This window comes from Pseudomonas sp. R1-43-08 (assembly GCF_003852255.1).
GTDB lineage: Bacteria > Pseudomonadota > Gammaproteobacteria > Pseudomonadales > Pseudomonadaceae > Aquipseudomonas.
Map to the genome: position 1 here is coordinate 4,086,198 of NZ_CP027734.1, position 15,862 is coordinate 4,102,059.

Below are 15,862 nucleotides of genomic sequence, written 5' to 3' on the forward strand. Positions count from 1 at the left end.
CACAGCTGCTGCATTAGCTATCCCAACAACCCACATATAGCCGCTCCTTCAACGTCGAAGGGCCGAGCTTCCCGAGAGAACGGGACCAGGACAAAGGCGTCCTCGCTAGGTAACTAGCGGGGACGCCTTTTTTTGTTTGCGCGTGATTGGTCGGAGAGCGACATGAAAAAACTCAAACTGGTGATGATCGGCAACGGCATGGCCGGGGTTCGCACCCTGGAAGAACTGCTCAAGCTCAGCAGCGACCTCTATGACATCACCGTGTTCGGCGCCGAGCCCCACACCAACTACAACCGCATCCTGCTGTCGCCGGTGCTGGCCGGCGAGCAGACCTTCGAAGAGATCGTGCTCAACGACCTGGACTGGTACCTCGATAACAACGTCAAGCTGCTGCTCAACCGCAAGGTGGTGCAGATCGACCGGATCAAGCGCCGGGTCATCGCCGAAGACGGTACCGAAGCCGAGTACGATCGCCTGCTGATCGCCACCGGTTCCACTCCGTTTATCCTGCCCATTCCCGGTAACACCTTGCAGGGCGTGATCGGCTACCGCGATATCGCCGACACCCAGGCCATGATCGACACCGCCAAGACCCACAAGCACGCCGTGGTTATCGGTGGCGGGCTGCTGGGCCTTGAGGCCGCCAACGGCTTGATGCTGCGCGGCATGCAGGTGACCGTGGTGCACATCGGTGAATGGCTCCTGGAGCGGCAACTGGACAAGACCAGCGGCCAACTGCTGCAAACCGAACTGGAAAGCCGTGGCCTGGTGTTCCGCCTGTGCGAACAGACCCAGGCCTTGCACGATGCCGGCAACGGCCGGGTCGGCTCGGTGCAGTTCAAGAATGGCGACATCATCCCCGCCGACCTGGTGGTGATGGCCGCCGGTATCCGCCCCAACACCGAACTTGCGGAAAAGTCCGGCATCCCCTGCAATCGTGGGATTCTGGTCAACGACACCATGCAAACCTACGACCCGCGCATCTACGCCATCGGCGAATGCGCCAGCCACCGTGGGATTGCCTACGGCCTGGTGGCACCGCTGTTCGAACAGGCCAAGGTCTGCGCCAACCATCTCGCCCAGCTCGGTTTTGCCACCTATAAAGGGTCGGTGACCTCCACCAAGCTGAAAGTCACCGGCATCGACCTGTTCTCTGCCGGAGACTTCATGGGCGGCGAAGGCACTGAAACCATCACCCTCTCCGACCCCATCGGCGGCGTGTACAAAAAACTGGTGATCAAGGATGACATCCTGGTCGGCGCCTGCCTGTACGGCGATACCGCCGATGGCGGTTGGTATTTCCGCCAGATCCGTGAGAACCACGCGATTGGCGAGATCCGTGACCATTTGATGTTTGGCGAAAATGCACTGGGCGACGTAGGCCACCAGGGCCAGGACAAAGCCATGAGCATGGCCGACAGCGCCGAGGTCTGCGGCTGCAACGGCGTGTGCAAGGGCACCATCGTCAAGGCGATCCAGGAACAAGGGCTGTTCAGCGTCGATGAGGTGAAAAAGCACACCAAGGCCGCCAGCTCGTGCGGGTCTTGCGCGGGGCTGGTGGAGCAGATCCTGATCAACACCGTGGGCGGTGCCGCCGACGTCAAACCCAAGAGCGAAAAAGCCATCTGCGGTTGCAGCGACCTCAACCACGGGCAAATCCGCCAGGCCATTCGCGACCAGCACCTGCTGACCATCGCCGGCACCATGAGCTACCTGAACTGGCGCACGCCCAACGGTTGCGCCACCTGCCGTCCGGCGCTGAACTACTACCTGATCTCCACCTGGCCGGGCGAAGCCAAGGACGACCCGCAATCGCGGCTGATCAACGAGCGCGCCCACGCCAACATCCAGAAAGACGGCACCTATTCCGTCGTCCCACGGATGTGGGGCGGTGTGACCAATCCGTCGGAGCTGCGCCGTATCGCCGATGTGGCCGACAAGTACAACGTGCCCATGGTCAAGGTGACCGGCGGCCAGCGCATCGACTTGCTCGGCATCAAGAAGCAGGACTTGCCCGGCGTCTGGAAAGACCTCGACATGCCGTCCGGGCATGCCTACGGCAAATCCATCCGTACCGTGAAGACGTGCGTGGGCAGCGAGTTCTGCCGCTTCGGTACGCAAAACTCCACGCAACTGGGCATCGAGCTGGAGCACGACCTGTTCAATATGTGGTCGCCGCACAAGGTCAAGCTGGCGGTGTCCGGTTGCCCGCGCAATTGCTCGGAAGCAGGCATCAAGGACGTGGGAATCATTGGTGTGGACTCGGGATGGGAGATGTACATCGGCGGCAACGGCGGGATCAAAACCGAAGTCGCGGAGTTCTTCGTCAAGCTCAAGACCGCCGAGGAAGTGCGCGAATACAACGGCGCATTCCTGCAGTTGTACCGCGAAGAAGCCTTCTACCTGGAGCGCACCGTGCATTACCTGCAGCGGGTGGGCATGGACCATATCAAGAAAGCCGTGCTCGAAGACCCGGCCCGGCGCCAGGCCCTCAACGAGCGCCTGCAGTTTTCGCTGTCGTTCGAGCAAGACCCCTGGAAAGAACGCCTGGAACAGCCGCTGCTGAAAAAGGAATTCGACGTCATCCCGGTCAAGCAATTGGAGGTGCCAGCATGAACTGGCTGGATATCTGCGCCCTGGAAGAAATCAACGCATTGGGCTCGCGCATCATCAACGGGCCCAAGGGCGACATTGCGATTTTTCGCACCAGCGACGATGAGGTCTTCGCCCTCGATGACCGTTGTCCGCACAAAGGCGGGCCACTGTCCCAAGGCTTGATCTATGGCAAGCGCGTGGCCTGCCCGCTGCACAATTGGCAGATCGACCTGGCGTCCGGCGAAGCCCAGGCGCCGGATATCGGTTGCGCCCATCATCACCTCGCCCGCGTGGAAAACGGCCGAGTGATGCTGGCCCTGCGGGACGCAGGGTGATGGACCGCCAGGTCACCGCATCCACCTGCTGTTATTGCGGGGTGGGCTGCGGCGTGCTGATTGAGCATGACGGCACCCGAATCCTTGGCGTGCAAGGCGATCCGGACCACCCGGCCAACTTCGGCAAGCTGTGCAGCAAGGGTGCCAGCCTGCATCTGACCGGTGACCTCGACGCCCGCGCCTTGTACCCGGAGTTGCGCTTGGGCAAAGACCTGGCCCGCGCCCGTACCGACTGGGATACCGCCCTGGAACATGCGGCCACGGTATTTGCCGAGACCATCGCCGCGCACGGGCCGGACAGCGTGGCCTTCTACATCTCCGGGCAATTGCTGACCGAGGACTACTACAGCTTCAACAAACTGGCGCGTGCCCTGGTGGGCACCAACAATATCGATAGCAACTCGCGGCTGTGCATGTCCTCAGCCGTCGTTGGATACAAGCGCAGCCTGGGCGCCGATGCCCCACCCTGCAGCTATGAAGATCTGGACACCAGCGACTGCGTGATGATCGTCGGCAGTAACATGGCCTACGCTCATCCAGTGTTGTTCCGACGTTTGGAAGAAGCCAAGGCGCGCCGCCCACAGATGAAAGTCGTGGTGATCGACCCACGGCGCACAGACACCTGCGAACTGGCTGACCTGCACCTGGCGATCCTGCCGGGGACCGACGTCGCGCTGTTCCATGGAATTTTGCATCTGCTGTTGTGGGAAGACTGGATCGACCGCGATTTTATCCAGGCGCATACCGACGGCCTGGCCGAGCTGAAACGCCTGGTGCATGACTACACCCCGCAGATGGTCACGCAACTGTGCGGGATCAGCGTGGAGCAGTTGCGCCTGTGCGCGCAGTGGGTGGGCACCTCCAATAGCTTTTTGTCGCTGTGGTGCATGGGGTTGAACCAATCTACTGCGGGCAGTGCAAAAAACAGCGCGCTGATCAACCTGCACCTGGCCACCGGGACGATTGGCCGGCCAGGCTGCGGGCCGTTTTCCCTGACCGGCCAACCCAATGCCATGGGCGGGCGCGAGACCGGCAGCTTGTCGAATTTGCTGCCTGGGCATCGCGACGCCGCCAACCCCGAACACCGCGCGGAAGTCGCCGCTTATTGGGGCGTCGATCAACTGCCCGCTAGCACCGGCCTCACGGCCATCGAACTGTTCGAGCAGGTGCAGGCGGGCAAGATCAAAGCGTTGTGGATCGCCTGCACCAACCCCGCCCAATCATTGCCGGACCAGAATGCCGTGCGTGCCGCCTTGGCGACATGTCCGTTTGTGGTGTTGCAGGAGGCGTTTCGAACCACCGAGACCGCCGCCTACGCCGACCTGCTGTTGCCCGCCGCCAGCTGGGGTGAAAAAGAAGGCACGGTGACCAACTCCGAACGGCGTATTTCCCACGTGCGACGCGCCATCAGCGCACCGGGAGAAGCGCGGCCGGATTGGGCGATTACGGTGGATTTCGCCCGACGCCTGGAGCGTCGTCTGCGGCCGGGGCTGAACAGCCTGTTTGCCTTCGAGCAACCTGCGCAGATTTTTGACGAGTTCAAGCTGTTGACGCAGGACCGCGACCTGGATTTGTCGGGCATCAGCCATGCCCTGCTGGACCGGCTCGGCCCGCAACAGTGGCCGTTTCCCAGGGGTGCACAAGCCGGAACGCCGCGCCTCTACGTGGATGGCATTTTCCCCACCGCTAATGGCCGTGCGCAGTTTGTCGCCGACCCTTACCGCGCCGCCAAGGAGCAGCGTGACGCACGCTTCCCCTTGACCCTGATCACCGGCCGCCTGCGCGACCAATGGCACGGCATGAGCCGTACCGGCACGGCAGCGCAGTTGTTCGGGCATGTCAGCGAGGCGCTGTTGAGCCTGCACCCGGACGAGTTGCGCCGTCATCGCTTCAAAGAAGGTGACTTGGTCAACCTGAAAAGCCGTCGAGGCAATGTGATCGTCGCGGTCACCAGCGATGACAGCGTGCGCCCCGGCCAAGCGTTCCTGCCCATGCATTGGGGCGACCGTTTTCTCAAAGGCGGCGTCAACGTGCTGACCCAGCCGGCGTGCGACCCGTTGTCGAAACAGCCGGAACTCAAACACAGCGGTGTGCGCCTGGAAGCGGTGCAACTGCCGTGGCAGCTGTTTGCGCTGATTGAGGGCGATGTGCAGCGACATTTCGAAGCCCTGCGCCCGCTCTGTGAGGGTTTTTCCTACGTCAGCCTGAGCCTGTCCGGACGTGAGCGTCCCGCGTTGCTGGTGCGTGCAGCCCATACCGAGGCGCCAGACCTGCAGTTGCTGAACCGCATCGACCAGTTGCTTGGGCTCAATGACGGCCCGGTGATGGCGTATGACGACCCGCGCCGTTCCATCGGTAAACGGGTAAAAATCGAAAAAGGCCGCATTACCGCGTTGCGCCTGGCCGGCGAAACCCTCGCCCGCCATTGGCTGCAGGGCCTCTGGCTGGAAGGCCGCGCCGACGATCAATTACGCCGCTGGCTATTGGCGCCGTTAAGCGCGCCACCGGGGGGTGCCGCAGCCAGCAGCAAGGTCCTGTGCAACTGCATAAATGTCAGCGAAAACGCAGTGTGCGCCGGGATCGCCCGTGGCCTGGACCTGAGTGGACTCAAACAAGAACTGGGGTGCGGCACGCAATGCGGCTCCTGCGTGCCAGAAATCAAACGTCTTTTGGCCGCCAGCCCGCAGCCAATCGCAATCAGTCTGTGAGGTAACAACATGAGCGCAAAAGTTTGGCTGGTAGGCGCCGGGCCCGGTGATCCGGAATTGCTCACCCTCAAAGCGGTAAGGGCCCTGCATGAAGCCGACGTGGTGTTGATCGACGATCTGGTCAACGCGGCCGTGCTGGAGCACTGCGCCGATGCGCGAGTGATCACTGTCGGCAAGCGCGGCGGCTGTCGTTCCACGCCGCAGGATTTTATTCACCGCCTGATGCTGCGTTACGCGCGCCAGGGCAAGTGCGTGGTGCGGCTTAAAGGTGGCGACCCGTGCATTTTCGGCCGGGGTGGTGAGGAAGCAACCTGGCTGCGCGAGCGTGGAGTCGAGGTGGAGTTAGTCAATGGCATCACCTCAGGGCTGGCCGGAGCGACGAATTGCGATATCCCGTTGACGTTGCGCGGCGTAAGCCGTGGCGTGACGTTGATCACGGCGCATACCCAGGACGACAGCAGCCTGAATTGGCGTGCACTGGCGGAGGGGGGAACGACGCTGGTGGTGTATATGGGCGTCGCCAAGCTGGAAGAGATTCGGCAACAGTTGCTGGAAGGTGGCATGGCTGCGGATATGCCGGTGGCGATGATCGAAAATGCGTCGTTGCCCGAGCAGCGCGAATGCCGTAGCGACCTCGCCGCCATGCATGAAGACGCGCAGGCGTTTGCGCTGAAGAGCCCGGCGATCCTGGTGATTGGCCGTGTTGCCAGCGCAGCCCAGATGGCTTGCGTCGCGGCAGCCGCCAGCGCCTGAGGCAAATCACAGGCAAAAAAAAGCCCGGCCTAAGCCGGGCTTTTTGTGAAGCTCGGCTAATTACTTAGCTTGAGCTTCAACCGCTGCTTCTACGCGACGGTTAACAGCGCGACCAGCTTCAGTTGCGTTGTCAGCAACTGGGCGGGATTCGCCGTAACCTACGGAAGTGATGCGGCTAGGAGCTACGCCATCTTTAACCAGGACTTGCTTAACAGCGTCAGCACGACGCTGGGACAGCTTCTGGTTGTAAGCGTCTGGACCTACGGAGTCAGTGTGACCAGCAACTTCTACGTTGGTGTCTGGGTACTGAGCCATGAAGTCGGCCAGGTTTTTGACGTCGCCGTAGCTGTTAGGCTTAACAACGGCCTTGTCGAAGTCGAACTTAACGTCCAGCTCAACACGAACAACCTGAGCAACCGGAGCTTCTGGCTCTGGAACTGGCTCTGGAGCTGGTGCTGGGGTAGGAGCTGGAGCAGCTGCGCCAGCGTTACCGCCGAAGTTCACACCCAGGCCAACCAGTGCGGAGTAGTCCCACTTGCCGTTGTCCAGACCGTAGTCAGCTTCAACGCCAGCACGAGCGTACAGGTTGTTGGTGAAGTAGTACTTCACGCCGGTACCGATGGTAGCGAAAGTAGTCTGATCGCGACCGCTGTGACCGTCAGCTTTTACGTTGCCACGGCTCTGGTGGCCGAAACCGCCTTCAACGTATGGACGCAGGCTGTCAACGCCAGCTTGACCGAAGTGATATTGGGCAACCAGGCTGCCGGTATCACCTTTGATCTTCTGGCTACCAGTACCGTCGTTCGAACGGGTGTGGTTAGTCTTGTCGTAGGACAGGTTCAAGGACAGGTCGTCGGTCAAGAAGTAACCGATGCGAGCGCCAGGATTGAAGCCGTCTTCGATGTGCTTGACGCTATCGTTGTACTGCTTCTTGTAGAACAGCTCGCCTTCAACTGCGCCTTGGCCTTGTGCCAGAACGCCGAAAGAAGTAGCGGCAATAAGAGAACCAATGGCCAAGCCCAAGGTGTTTTTCAGTTTCATCCGTTAAATCCCCATCTGGTGATTGTAAAGCAGTCCCACAAACCGGGGGACAACTCGGCGACAAGTCTAACAGAACTTGCCTACACGTAAGAGATATTTGCTACGCACTAAGTTTCAGTCTCGCCCGCAAATTTCTCACGTAATTTATCAAGAGCACGTTTGTAACGCATTTTTGTAGCACTCAAACCCATGTGCATGATGTCAGCGATTTCCTGAAATTCCAATTCTGCGACAAAACGTAGCACCAGAATTTCACGGTCAATCGGGTTCACATGCACCAGCCAGCGGTCGAGTCCGCCCTTTTCCTCGGGTGCCGGCGCCTTTTCTTCAGACGCCTCCTCAAGGGGGTCCAGACTCAAAGCGTCCATCAAGCGACGCTTTCGCCGTTCCTTCCGATACTGCGTGATGCACTCGTTGTAGGTGATGCTGTAGAGCCAGGTCTTGAACTTCGATTTGCCCTCGAAGTTCTTCAGGCCGTACAGCACCTTGAGCATCACTTCCTGACAGACATCATCGGCATCTCTATCGTTCCCCAAATACCTTGAACAAACGTTGAACAGAGTGCGTTGATACCTGCGCATCAATTCTTCGTACGCGCGTGTAACGTGAAACAGCTCCGTGTGCGAACGCGCGACCAACTCCTCATCAGAGAGCTCACGGGGGTCATAGCGCGTGGACAGCGTTTGGGCTTTATTCAAAACAAGTCGTGCCGGCAGTCAGGTCAATGTCCGCTGCAACCCGGTCAGCCGGGTTTGCGGCGGCGTACATTAGCAGGGTTTGCCGGTTTAGCGGCTACTGACCTGCTGCTCCAGGAGAATCCGGTTGGACAGCGACACCAGTTCTCCGTCATCGGTCAGCACGGTCGTCTTGACTGTGCCGATCTCCTCGATTTGCCCTTCAACCTCGCCCACACGCACCTGTTGCCCAACTTGATATAGCTCACGCACATAGATTCCCGCAAGAATCTGACCGGCAATTTCCCGGCTTCCCAACCCCATGGCCAGCGCAACGGCCAGACCAACGGTAATCAAAACGATCACAATAACGTGGTTCAGCAGGTCAGTCTTGACCTCCAATTGGCTGATCGCGACGGAAATGCTGATGATGATCACCAGCCCCTGGGCAATCCGCCCCAGGCCTGCCGCGTAGTCCAGCCCGACGCCTTCAGCGGCTCCGCGCACCAGGCCATTGGCCAGTTGCGCGAGCAAAACACCTACCAGCAACACCAGCGCGCCGCCGAAAACTTTCGGCAAATACAGTGCCAGCATGTCGAGCGTAGCTGAAACTCGCTCAAGTCCAAGGGACTGAGCCGCAGAAACCAGGAAAATTAGTAGAACGAACCAATAAACGATCTTGCCGATCAGCGTAGAGATAGGCACTTGCAGCCCGGCGCGGCCCAGCAGCTTGGTCAGGCCGGTGCCGGCCATCAGGCGATCCAGCCCGAGTTTGGCGAGCAATTTGGACAGCAGGGTGTCGAGCAACTTGGCCACGACAAAGCCCAGCAATACCAGGACCAGGGCACCAAACAGGTTGGGAATGAAATTCGCCACCTTGGTCCACAATGCGGTCATCGCGGTGACCAGGCTCTGGGTCCAGAGATCAAGTTCCATATTCAGTCAGCCTTATCAGCAGTGCGAGCAAGAGGTTTACTACGGGAAACCGGTGACACATGGGCCGAACCGTTGTTCAGGGCCATCATCAATGCCGGCACCCAGCGCCCGAGCAGACCGAACAGGTCACCCGCCCCTACCTGACGGTTGGCGGTTTTCAGTACGCGACCCAGGCAAGCGTCGTCATCACGGTTGGATGGCGAAGCATTGAGCATGTCACGCAAAGACTGTTCGAACGGATCGTGCATAAGAGACCTCTCGCAAGTGATTTAAAAGACGAGGGTAAAATTCATCGGGTCACATCGGCCCTTTCCTACGTTCAGCTCATATTCAGTTCAAACCCAGCGCAACCGTCGAAACAACCACCATTGCCCCAAGGCCACGCAGACCATCAGCAGGCAGGCAATCATGAATCCGTAGGGGCTGCTGGAAAACGGTATCCCCCCCACATTGATGCCCAGCAGGCCGGTCAAAAAACTCATCGGCAAGAAGATGCCGGTGATGATTCCGAAACGGTACATCGTGCGGTTCATGCGCAGGCTCAAGCGCCGGTCTTCTGCCTCAAGCACAAGCCCCACGCGCTCCCTGGCCAATTCGAGCTCTTCCAGGTAACGGGTCAGGCTGTTGTGCAATTCGTTCCAGTAGTCGGCGTCGTCTTCACAGAACCACGCCAGTTTGATCCGCGTCAGTTGCGCGAAAATATCCCGTTGCGGCGCCAGAAAACGCTTGAGCCCGGCCGCTCGCCGACGGATCTGCAAGACGCTGCCGTGCTCCGGCGTATACCGTTCGTCGGCATCGAGTTTTTCTTCCTCGGAATCGACAATTTCGGACAGCCCGGTGACCAGATCCTGCACTTTGTTGGTCAGGTACTGCGCCATATAAAGGATGAGTTCAGACGCAGTTCTTGGCCCCTTACCCTCGGCCAGTTGCACCAGCAGCTCATCGGTGGCGCGTAGCGGGCGCAAACGCAGGGAAATCACACGATTGGCAGCTGCGAAGATACGTACCGAAACCATATCCTCCGGTTCCGCGCCGGGATTGAGATTGATCCCACGCAAAAACAGCAGCAGTTCGGCATCCGGTAACGGCAGCAGCCGCGGGCGGGTGTTTTCTTCCAGCAGGAGGTCACACGCAAATTCGCTCAAACCGCTGGATTTGCGCAGCCAGGTCTGGGTTTGAGGGTGGCTGCGGTCCCAATGCAGCCATAGGCTCTCCTGAGGCTGCAGTTGCAACGCGTCAAGCTCAGTCCGGGCAATCGAACGCGCACCGCCTTTACCGTCCAGCACCAGGGCATGCACCAGCCCCCATTGCGCGTTTTCTTCCTCGAACATCCTCACCCCTTTCGGCTACTGCGTTTATTCAGGCATTTTCAGTGGGCTGGGCGAGACGATCACACCGTTGTTATCGGCATACACGTATTCGCCTGGGCGGAACGTCACGCCCGCAAAGGTCACCACCACGTTCAGGTCGCCAAGGCCGCGCTTGTCGGTTTTCATAGGATGGGAAGCCAGGGCCTGCACGCCCAGATCGGTCTGGGCAATCACATCGACGTCGCGGATGCACCCGTAGATCACCATGCCTTCCCAGCCGTTTTTCGCGGCTTTCTCGGCGATCAGGTCACCCAGCAAAGCACGCCGCAGCGAACCACCGCCATCGACCACCAACACCTTGCCGGTGCCGGGCTGCTCGGCCTGTTCCTTAACCAGGGAGTTATCTTCGAAGCACTTGATGGTGACAATTTCGCCGCCGAAGGAATCTCGGCCACCGAAGTTGCTGAACATCGGCTCGACCACCTGTACCAGCTCCGGGTACGCGTCGCACAGGTCGGGGGTCACGTAATGGTTCATCGAGAAACTCCAGTCGTCAAAAATGAGGTCGGACATCCCACGGTGTACATCAGAAAAACGTCTTGCAACAGGCATTCTTTAAGGGCTTGGCCGGTATGGCGGCCATGATCAGACTCACCTGCGCGTAACGCAATGGCCGTTACGCGACTGAATATGACCAGAGGCGCCTGAGGCGTCATATCTTAGCCGCAACCACATAAGAGTGAAACGCCCCGGTAGAGCGCTTCGTTAAACCGCAACAGCCACCTCGGGCCGGGAGCCAAACAAAGGTGTCAACGGGTCTTTCAACCAACGTTCCACCAACGGCCACACTTCGGCCTGTGCGGCTTTGCTGACCAGCATTTGTACATGCCCGAAATCCTCGCTGAAACCCTGCCGACGCCCCAGGCACAGGTATTGGCGATGTTCGCTGCCGAATTGCTCGAACAGCTTGCGACACGCCCAGTCCGGATCTTGCTGGTCGCCCGCCGCGCTGACCGCCAACAGCGGCACGTCGACTTCTGCCAGGCCTTTCCACCAATCACGCTCGGCGTCGCCAAAGCGGCCGAACAGGCCATTCCATCGCATGGCTTCGATCATCACGCCGGCCGGCTCGTCCTCGGGCCCGCGTTTGAATCGTGGGCCGGACACCTGGGCAAGACGCTTCAAGATAAATCGACCGCCCCATTCCACCGGAGGGATTTTCAACGGCCAATGGGTGCGGCTGACCTGGCAACCAAAGATCGCCACCGAAGCCACCCACTGCGCGCTCAGGTATTGCCCGCCCAGCGCGGCAACCAACGTGGTGGCGCCGAGGGAATGCCCGATCCAGTGCGCAGCCTGCCCGCTTTGCTCGTGCACAAATGCACCAATGGCCGGCAAATCGTAACGGGCGTAGTCTGCGACACGGTTGCGGGCGTAGTCGTGGTTGCGCTTGGACAGGCCATGGCCGCGCATTTCCGGGATCCATACATCAAACCCCTGGCGTGCCAGGTGAGCCCCCAGGCCGATGCCCTTGGGCGAATACCAGAAGCGCCGATTGGAAAAACTGCCATGTAAGAAAATAACCGGCGTGCCCCGGTTTTCCGGGACATCGGCCAGGCCCAGACGGGTAACCGCCAGCTCGACGGTACCGTCGGGACTGTTACCGGGTTTGAGGCGGTACACATCTTCACTCAGGTCGCCACGACGCTCAGCGCTGATCAGGGCGACGGGAAACAGGTTACTGCTGCTTTGCATAATCTTCTTGCACAAAAAAGGGCGGCGTCCGGTAGGAGTTCCGCCCTGTACAGATAAGAATGCCGGTCACCCTCAACGAGTGACCGGCACTTTTGACGTAGCGACGTTAAGCGGGCGCTTGGCCTTCGGCGAGGAAGAACCAGGTTTCCAGCACGGAGTCGGGGTTCAGCGAGACGCTTTCGATGCCCTGTTCCATCAGCCACTTAGCCAAGTCAGGGTGATCGGAAGGGCCCTGACCGCAGATACCGATGTACTTGCCGGCCTTGTTACACGCCTGGATAGCGTTGGCCAGCAGCTTCTTGACCGCAGGGTTTCGCTCGTCGAACAGGTGAGCGATGATCCCGGAGTCGCGGTCCAGGCCCAGGGTCAGCTGGGTCAGGTCGTTGGAGCCGATGGAGAAACCGTCGAAGAATTCCAGGAACTCCTCGGCCAGGATGGCGTTGGACGGCAGCTCGCACATCATGATGACCCGCAGGCCGTTCTCGCCGCGCGTCAAACCGTTTTCAGCCAGCAGGTCGACCACCTGGCTCGCCTCACCCAGGGTGCGCACGAACGGCACCATGATTTCGACGTTGGTCAGCCCCATCTCGTTGCGCACACGCTTGAGGGCGCGGCATTCGAGTTCGAAGCAGTCACGGAACGCTTCGCTGATATAACGCGAGGCGCCACGGAAGCCCAGCATCGGGTTTTCTTCTTCCGGCTCGTAGAGCTTGCCGCCGATCAGGTTCGCGTATTCGTTGGACTTGAAGTCCGACAGGCGCACGATGACCTTTTTCGGGTAGAACGCTGCCGCCAGGGTGCTGATGCCTTCCACCAGCTTCTCGACATAGAAGCCCACCGGGTCGTTGTAGCCGGCGATGCGCTTGTCGACGCTTTCCTTGATGTCCAGCGGCAGGCCGTCGTAGTTCAACAGGGCCTTGGGGTGCACGCCGATCATGCGGTTGATGATGAACTCCAGGCGGGCCAGGCCCACACCGGCGTTCGGCAACTGCGCGAAGTCGAAGGCGCGGTCCGGGTTGCCGACGTTCATCATGATCTTGAACGGCAGGTCCGGCATGGCGTCGATGGAGTTCTGCTTGATGTCGAAGCCCAGCTCGCCTTCGAAAATGAAACCGGTGTCGCCTTCGGCGCAGGACACGGTCACACCCTGGCCGTCTTTCAACAGCTGGGTGGCGTTGCCGCAACCGACGACCGCAGGAATGCCCAGCTCACGGGCGATGATCGCCGCGTGGCATGTGCGCCCGCCACGGTTGGTGACGATGGCGCTGGCGCGTTTCATCACCGGTTCCCAGTCCGGGTCGGTCATGTCGGAGACCAGTACGTCACCCGGCTGGACCTTGTCCATCTCGGACACGTCCTTGATGATGCGTACCTTGCCGGCGCCGATGCGCTGGCCAATGGCGCGGCCTTCCACCAGCACCGTGCCGGTTTCTTTCAGCAGGTAGCGTTCCATGACGTTGGCCGACGTGCGGCTCTTAACGGTCTCGGGACGGGCCTGCACGATGTACAGCTTGCCGTCATCACCGTCCTTGGCCCATTCGATGTCCATCGGGCACTTATAGTGCTTCTCGATGATCATCGCTTGCTTGGCCAATTCGCTGACTTCAGCGTCGGAGAGGCAGAAACGCGCGCGCTCGGCCTTGTCGACGTCCACTGTTTTAACGGAACGACCGGCCTTGGCCTCGTCGCCGTAGATCATCTTGATCGCCTTGCTGCCCAGGTTGCGGCGCAGGATGGCCGGGCGGCCGGCCTCAAGGGTGTGCTTGTGCACGTAGAATTCATCCGGATTCACCGCGCCTTGTACGACGGTTTCGCCCAGGCCGTAGGCGCCGGTGATGAATACCACGTCACGGAAGCCCGATTCGGTATCGAGGGTGAACATCACGCCGGCGGTGCCGGTTTCGGAACGCACCATGCGCTGCACACCGGCAGACAAGGCCACCAGCTTGTGGTCGAAACCCTGGTGCACGCGGTAGGAAATGGCGCGGTCGTTGAACAGCGAGGCAAACACTTCCTTGGCCGCGCGAATCACGTTTTCCACGCCGCGGATGTTGAGGAAGGTCTCTTGCTGACCGGCGAACGAGGCGTCCGGCAAATCTTCGGCGGTGGCCGAGGAGCGCACGGCGACGGCCATATCCGGGTTACCGGCGGACAAGGTGGCGAAGGCGGTGCGGATCTCTTCGTTGAGCTTCTCGGGGAACTCGGCGTCCATGATCCATTGGCGGATCTGGCTGCCGGTTTTGGCCAGGGCGTTGACGTCATCGACGTCCAGGGCGTCCAGCGCGGCGTGGATCTGGGCGTTGAGGCCGCTCAGCTCGAGGAAATCACGGTAAGCCTGGGCCGTGGTGGCAAAACCACCCGGTACCGAGACACCGGCGCCTGCAAGATTACTGATCATCTCGCCGAGGGATGCGTTCTTGCCCCCCACATGCTCTACATCATGGACGCCGAGCTTATCGAGGGAAACTACGTACTCTACCAAGGTGATCTCTCCACTTTCTGTGTTGGAAAAGCTCAGGACGCGGCTTGCTCAGTAGGAGCGAACGCCAGCGCTTGTGGCCTGGACCTGGAAAATAAGTGAGAATGCGGCCCACTGCGGGACGGCAAAATCGCGCCTATCATATCCAAGATTCGCCATCAGCTTAAGGCCCAGGGCTCAAATGAAACGATCTGCTTTCTTTATTTCCGATGGCACCGGCATCACGGCCGAAACACTAGGCCAGAGCCTGCTCGCGCAGTTCGAAAACATTACCTTCGCCAAATTCACACGGCCTTATATAGACAGCGTGGACAAAGCGCGGGCCATGGTACAACAAATCAATCTGGCGGCTGAAAAAGACGGCTTTCGCCCGATCATTTTCGACACCATCGTCAATCAAGACATTCGTGAGATTCTCGCAACGTCGAATGGTTTCATGATCGACATTTTCTCCACGTTCCTGGCGCCATTGGAACAGGAGCTGAGCGAACATTCCTCTTACTCCGTCGGAAAGTCTCATTCCATTGGGCATAACTCCAACTATATGGAGCGGATCGAGGCGGTGAACTTCGCCCTCGACAATGATGACGGTGCTCGCACGCATTACTATGACAAAGCCGACCTGATCCTGGTTGGCGTGTCGCGCTGCGGCAAGACACCTACCTGCCTGTACATGGCCATGCAATTCGGTATCCGCGCGGCCAACTACCCGCTGACCGAAGACGACATGGAACACCTGACGCTGCCAGCCGCGCTGCGTGCGCATTCGCACAAGCTGTTCGGCCTGACCATCGACCCGGACCGGCTCACTGCGATCCGCAATGAACGCAAGCCCAACAGCCGCTATTCCAGCTACGCCCAATGCGAATTTGAAGTGCGTGAAGTGGAAAATCTGTTCCGGCGCGAGAATATTGCGCACATCAATTCCACGCATTTTTCGGTGGAAGAGATTTCCGCGAAGATTCTGGTGGAGAAAGGTGTGGAGCGCCGGTTCAAGTAGCCTTTGGGAGGTTTGCTCTTGACGGAGGTGTGCCAGTTGGCGAATTAACCGGCTGATCCAGCGCCATCGGGGGCAAGCCCCAATGCCAGTCAGTTAAGGGCGAACACTGTACCTGTGGCGAGGGAGCTTGCTCCCGCTGGGCCGCGAAGCGGCCCCAGAAATGGGACTGCTGCGCAGTCCAGCGGGAGCAAGCTCCCTCGCCACAGGTTACTTTTTACCCTTTCTACTTCTTAACTGACTGGCATTGGGGCAAGCCCCCTCCCACATTTGGCCGGT

The 15,862-nt window shown here is 59.8% G+C and carries 13 protein-coding genes; 5 read left to right on the forward strand and 8 right to left on the reverse strand.

Translation table 11 applies throughout. From position 1 onward, the window contains the following. Positions 1 to 162 precede the first annotated feature (162 nt). The 4 genes from nirB to cobA are packed head-to-tail and all read left to right on the forward strand — an operon-like array spanning position 163 to position 6,391. Complete coding sequence (nirB, locus tag C4J87_RS18650; protein ID WP_124367955.1) at positions 163 to 2,616, forward strand: nitrite reductase large subunit NirB; 2,454 nt, start codon at positions 163 to 165, stop codon at positions 2,614 to 2,616. Further along, on the forward strand, positions 2,613 to 2,930 hold the full coding sequence (gene nirD, locus C4J87_RS18655) for a nitrite reductase small subunit NirD (RefSeq protein ID WP_057721197.1): 318 nt from the start codon (positions 2,613 to 2,615) through the stop codon (positions 2,928 to 2,930). Before nirB ends, nirD begins: the two co-directional genes overlap by 4 nt. Further along, complete coding sequence (locus C4J87_RS18660; RefSeq protein ID WP_124367956.1) at positions 2,930 to 5,638, forward strand: nitrate reductase; 2,709 nt, start codon at positions 2,930 to 2,932, stop codon at positions 5,636 to 5,638. The genes nirD and C4J87_RS18660 overlap by 1 nt, the downstream gene beginning before the upstream one ends. Before the next feature lie 9 nt (positions 5,639 to 5,647). Next, positions 5,648 to 6,391 (forward strand): uroporphyrinogen-III C-methyltransferase, encoded by a 744-nt coding sequence (gene cobA, locus C4J87_RS18665; protein WP_124367957.1) that lies wholly within the window; start codon positions 5,648 to 5,650, stop codon positions 6,389 to 6,391. 60 nt (positions 6,392 to 6,451) lie between these two features. Here the strand turns inward: cobA and C4J87_RS18670 are convergent, their stop codons facing one another. The 8 genes from C4J87_RS18670 to ppsA all read right to left on the reverse strand — a co-directional run bounded on the left by C4J87_RS18670 (position 6,452) and on the right by ppsA (position 14,589). Then, positions 6,452 to 7,432 carry an OmpA family protein gene (locus C4J87_RS18670; RefSeq protein ID WP_124367958.1) on the reverse strand — a complete coding sequence of 327 codons (981 nt, stop codon included), beginning with the start codon at positions 7,430 to 7,432 and terminating at the stop codon, positions 6,452 to 6,454. Between the two features lie 107 nt (positions 7,433 to 7,539). Next, on the reverse strand, positions 7,540 to 8,130 hold the full coding sequence (gene sigX, locus C4J87_RS18675; RefSeq protein WP_003193286.1) for an RNA polymerase sigma factor SigX: 591 nt from the start codon (positions 8,128 to 8,130) through the stop codon (positions 7,540 to 7,542). Positions 8,131 to 8,217: 87 nt separating this feature from the next. Further along, complete coding sequence (locus tag C4J87_RS18680; protein ID WP_003193288.1) at positions 8,218 to 9,042, reverse strand: mechanosensitive ion channel domain-containing protein; 825 nt, start codon at positions 9,040 to 9,042, stop codon at positions 8,218 to 8,220. Between the two features lie 2 nt (positions 9,043 to 9,044). Beyond that, complete coding sequence (locus C4J87_RS18685) at positions 9,045 to 9,290, reverse strand: CrfX protein (RefSeq protein WP_124367959.1); 246 nt, start codon at positions 9,288 to 9,290, stop codon at positions 9,045 to 9,047. 87 nt (positions 9,291 to 9,377) lie between these two features. After that, complete coding sequence (locus C4J87_RS18690) at positions 9,378 to 10,373, reverse strand: zinc transporter ZntB (RefSeq protein ID WP_124367960.1); 996 nt, start codon at positions 10,371 to 10,373, stop codon at positions 9,378 to 9,380. Between the two features lie 24 nt (positions 10,374 to 10,397). Beyond that, positions 10,398 to 10,889: a ribonuclease E activity regulator RraA gene (rraA, locus tag C4J87_RS18695; RefSeq protein ID WP_124363934.1), complete on the reverse strand. Its 492-nt coding sequence runs from the start codon at positions 10,887 to 10,889 to the stop codon at positions 10,398 to 10,400. Between the two features lie 228 nt (positions 10,890 to 11,117). Next, positions 11,118 to 12,107 (reverse strand): alpha/beta fold hydrolase, encoded by a 990-nt coding sequence (locus C4J87_RS18700; protein WP_124367961.1) that lies wholly within the window; start codon positions 12,105 to 12,107, stop codon positions 11,118 to 11,120. A 106-nt stretch (positions 12,108 to 12,213) separates the two neighbouring features. Further along, the gene (gene ppsA, locus C4J87_RS18705; RefSeq protein ID WP_124363936.1) at positions 12,214 to 14,589 is read right to left on the reverse strand and encodes a phosphoenolpyruvate synthase; all 2,376 of its coding nucleotides are present in this window, start codon (positions 14,587 to 14,589) and stop codon (positions 12,214 to 12,216) included. Positions 14,590 to 14,767: 178 nt separating this feature from the next. Here ppsA and C4J87_RS18710 point away from each other — a divergent pair, with 178 nt between their 5' ends. Continuing rightward, a complete protein-coding gene (locus tag C4J87_RS18710) occupies positions 14,768 to 15,586 on the forward strand; it encodes a pyruvate, water dikinase regulatory protein (protein WP_003193298.1) in 819 nt (272 codons plus the stop codon). Positions 15,587 to 15,862 lie beyond the last annotated feature (276 nt).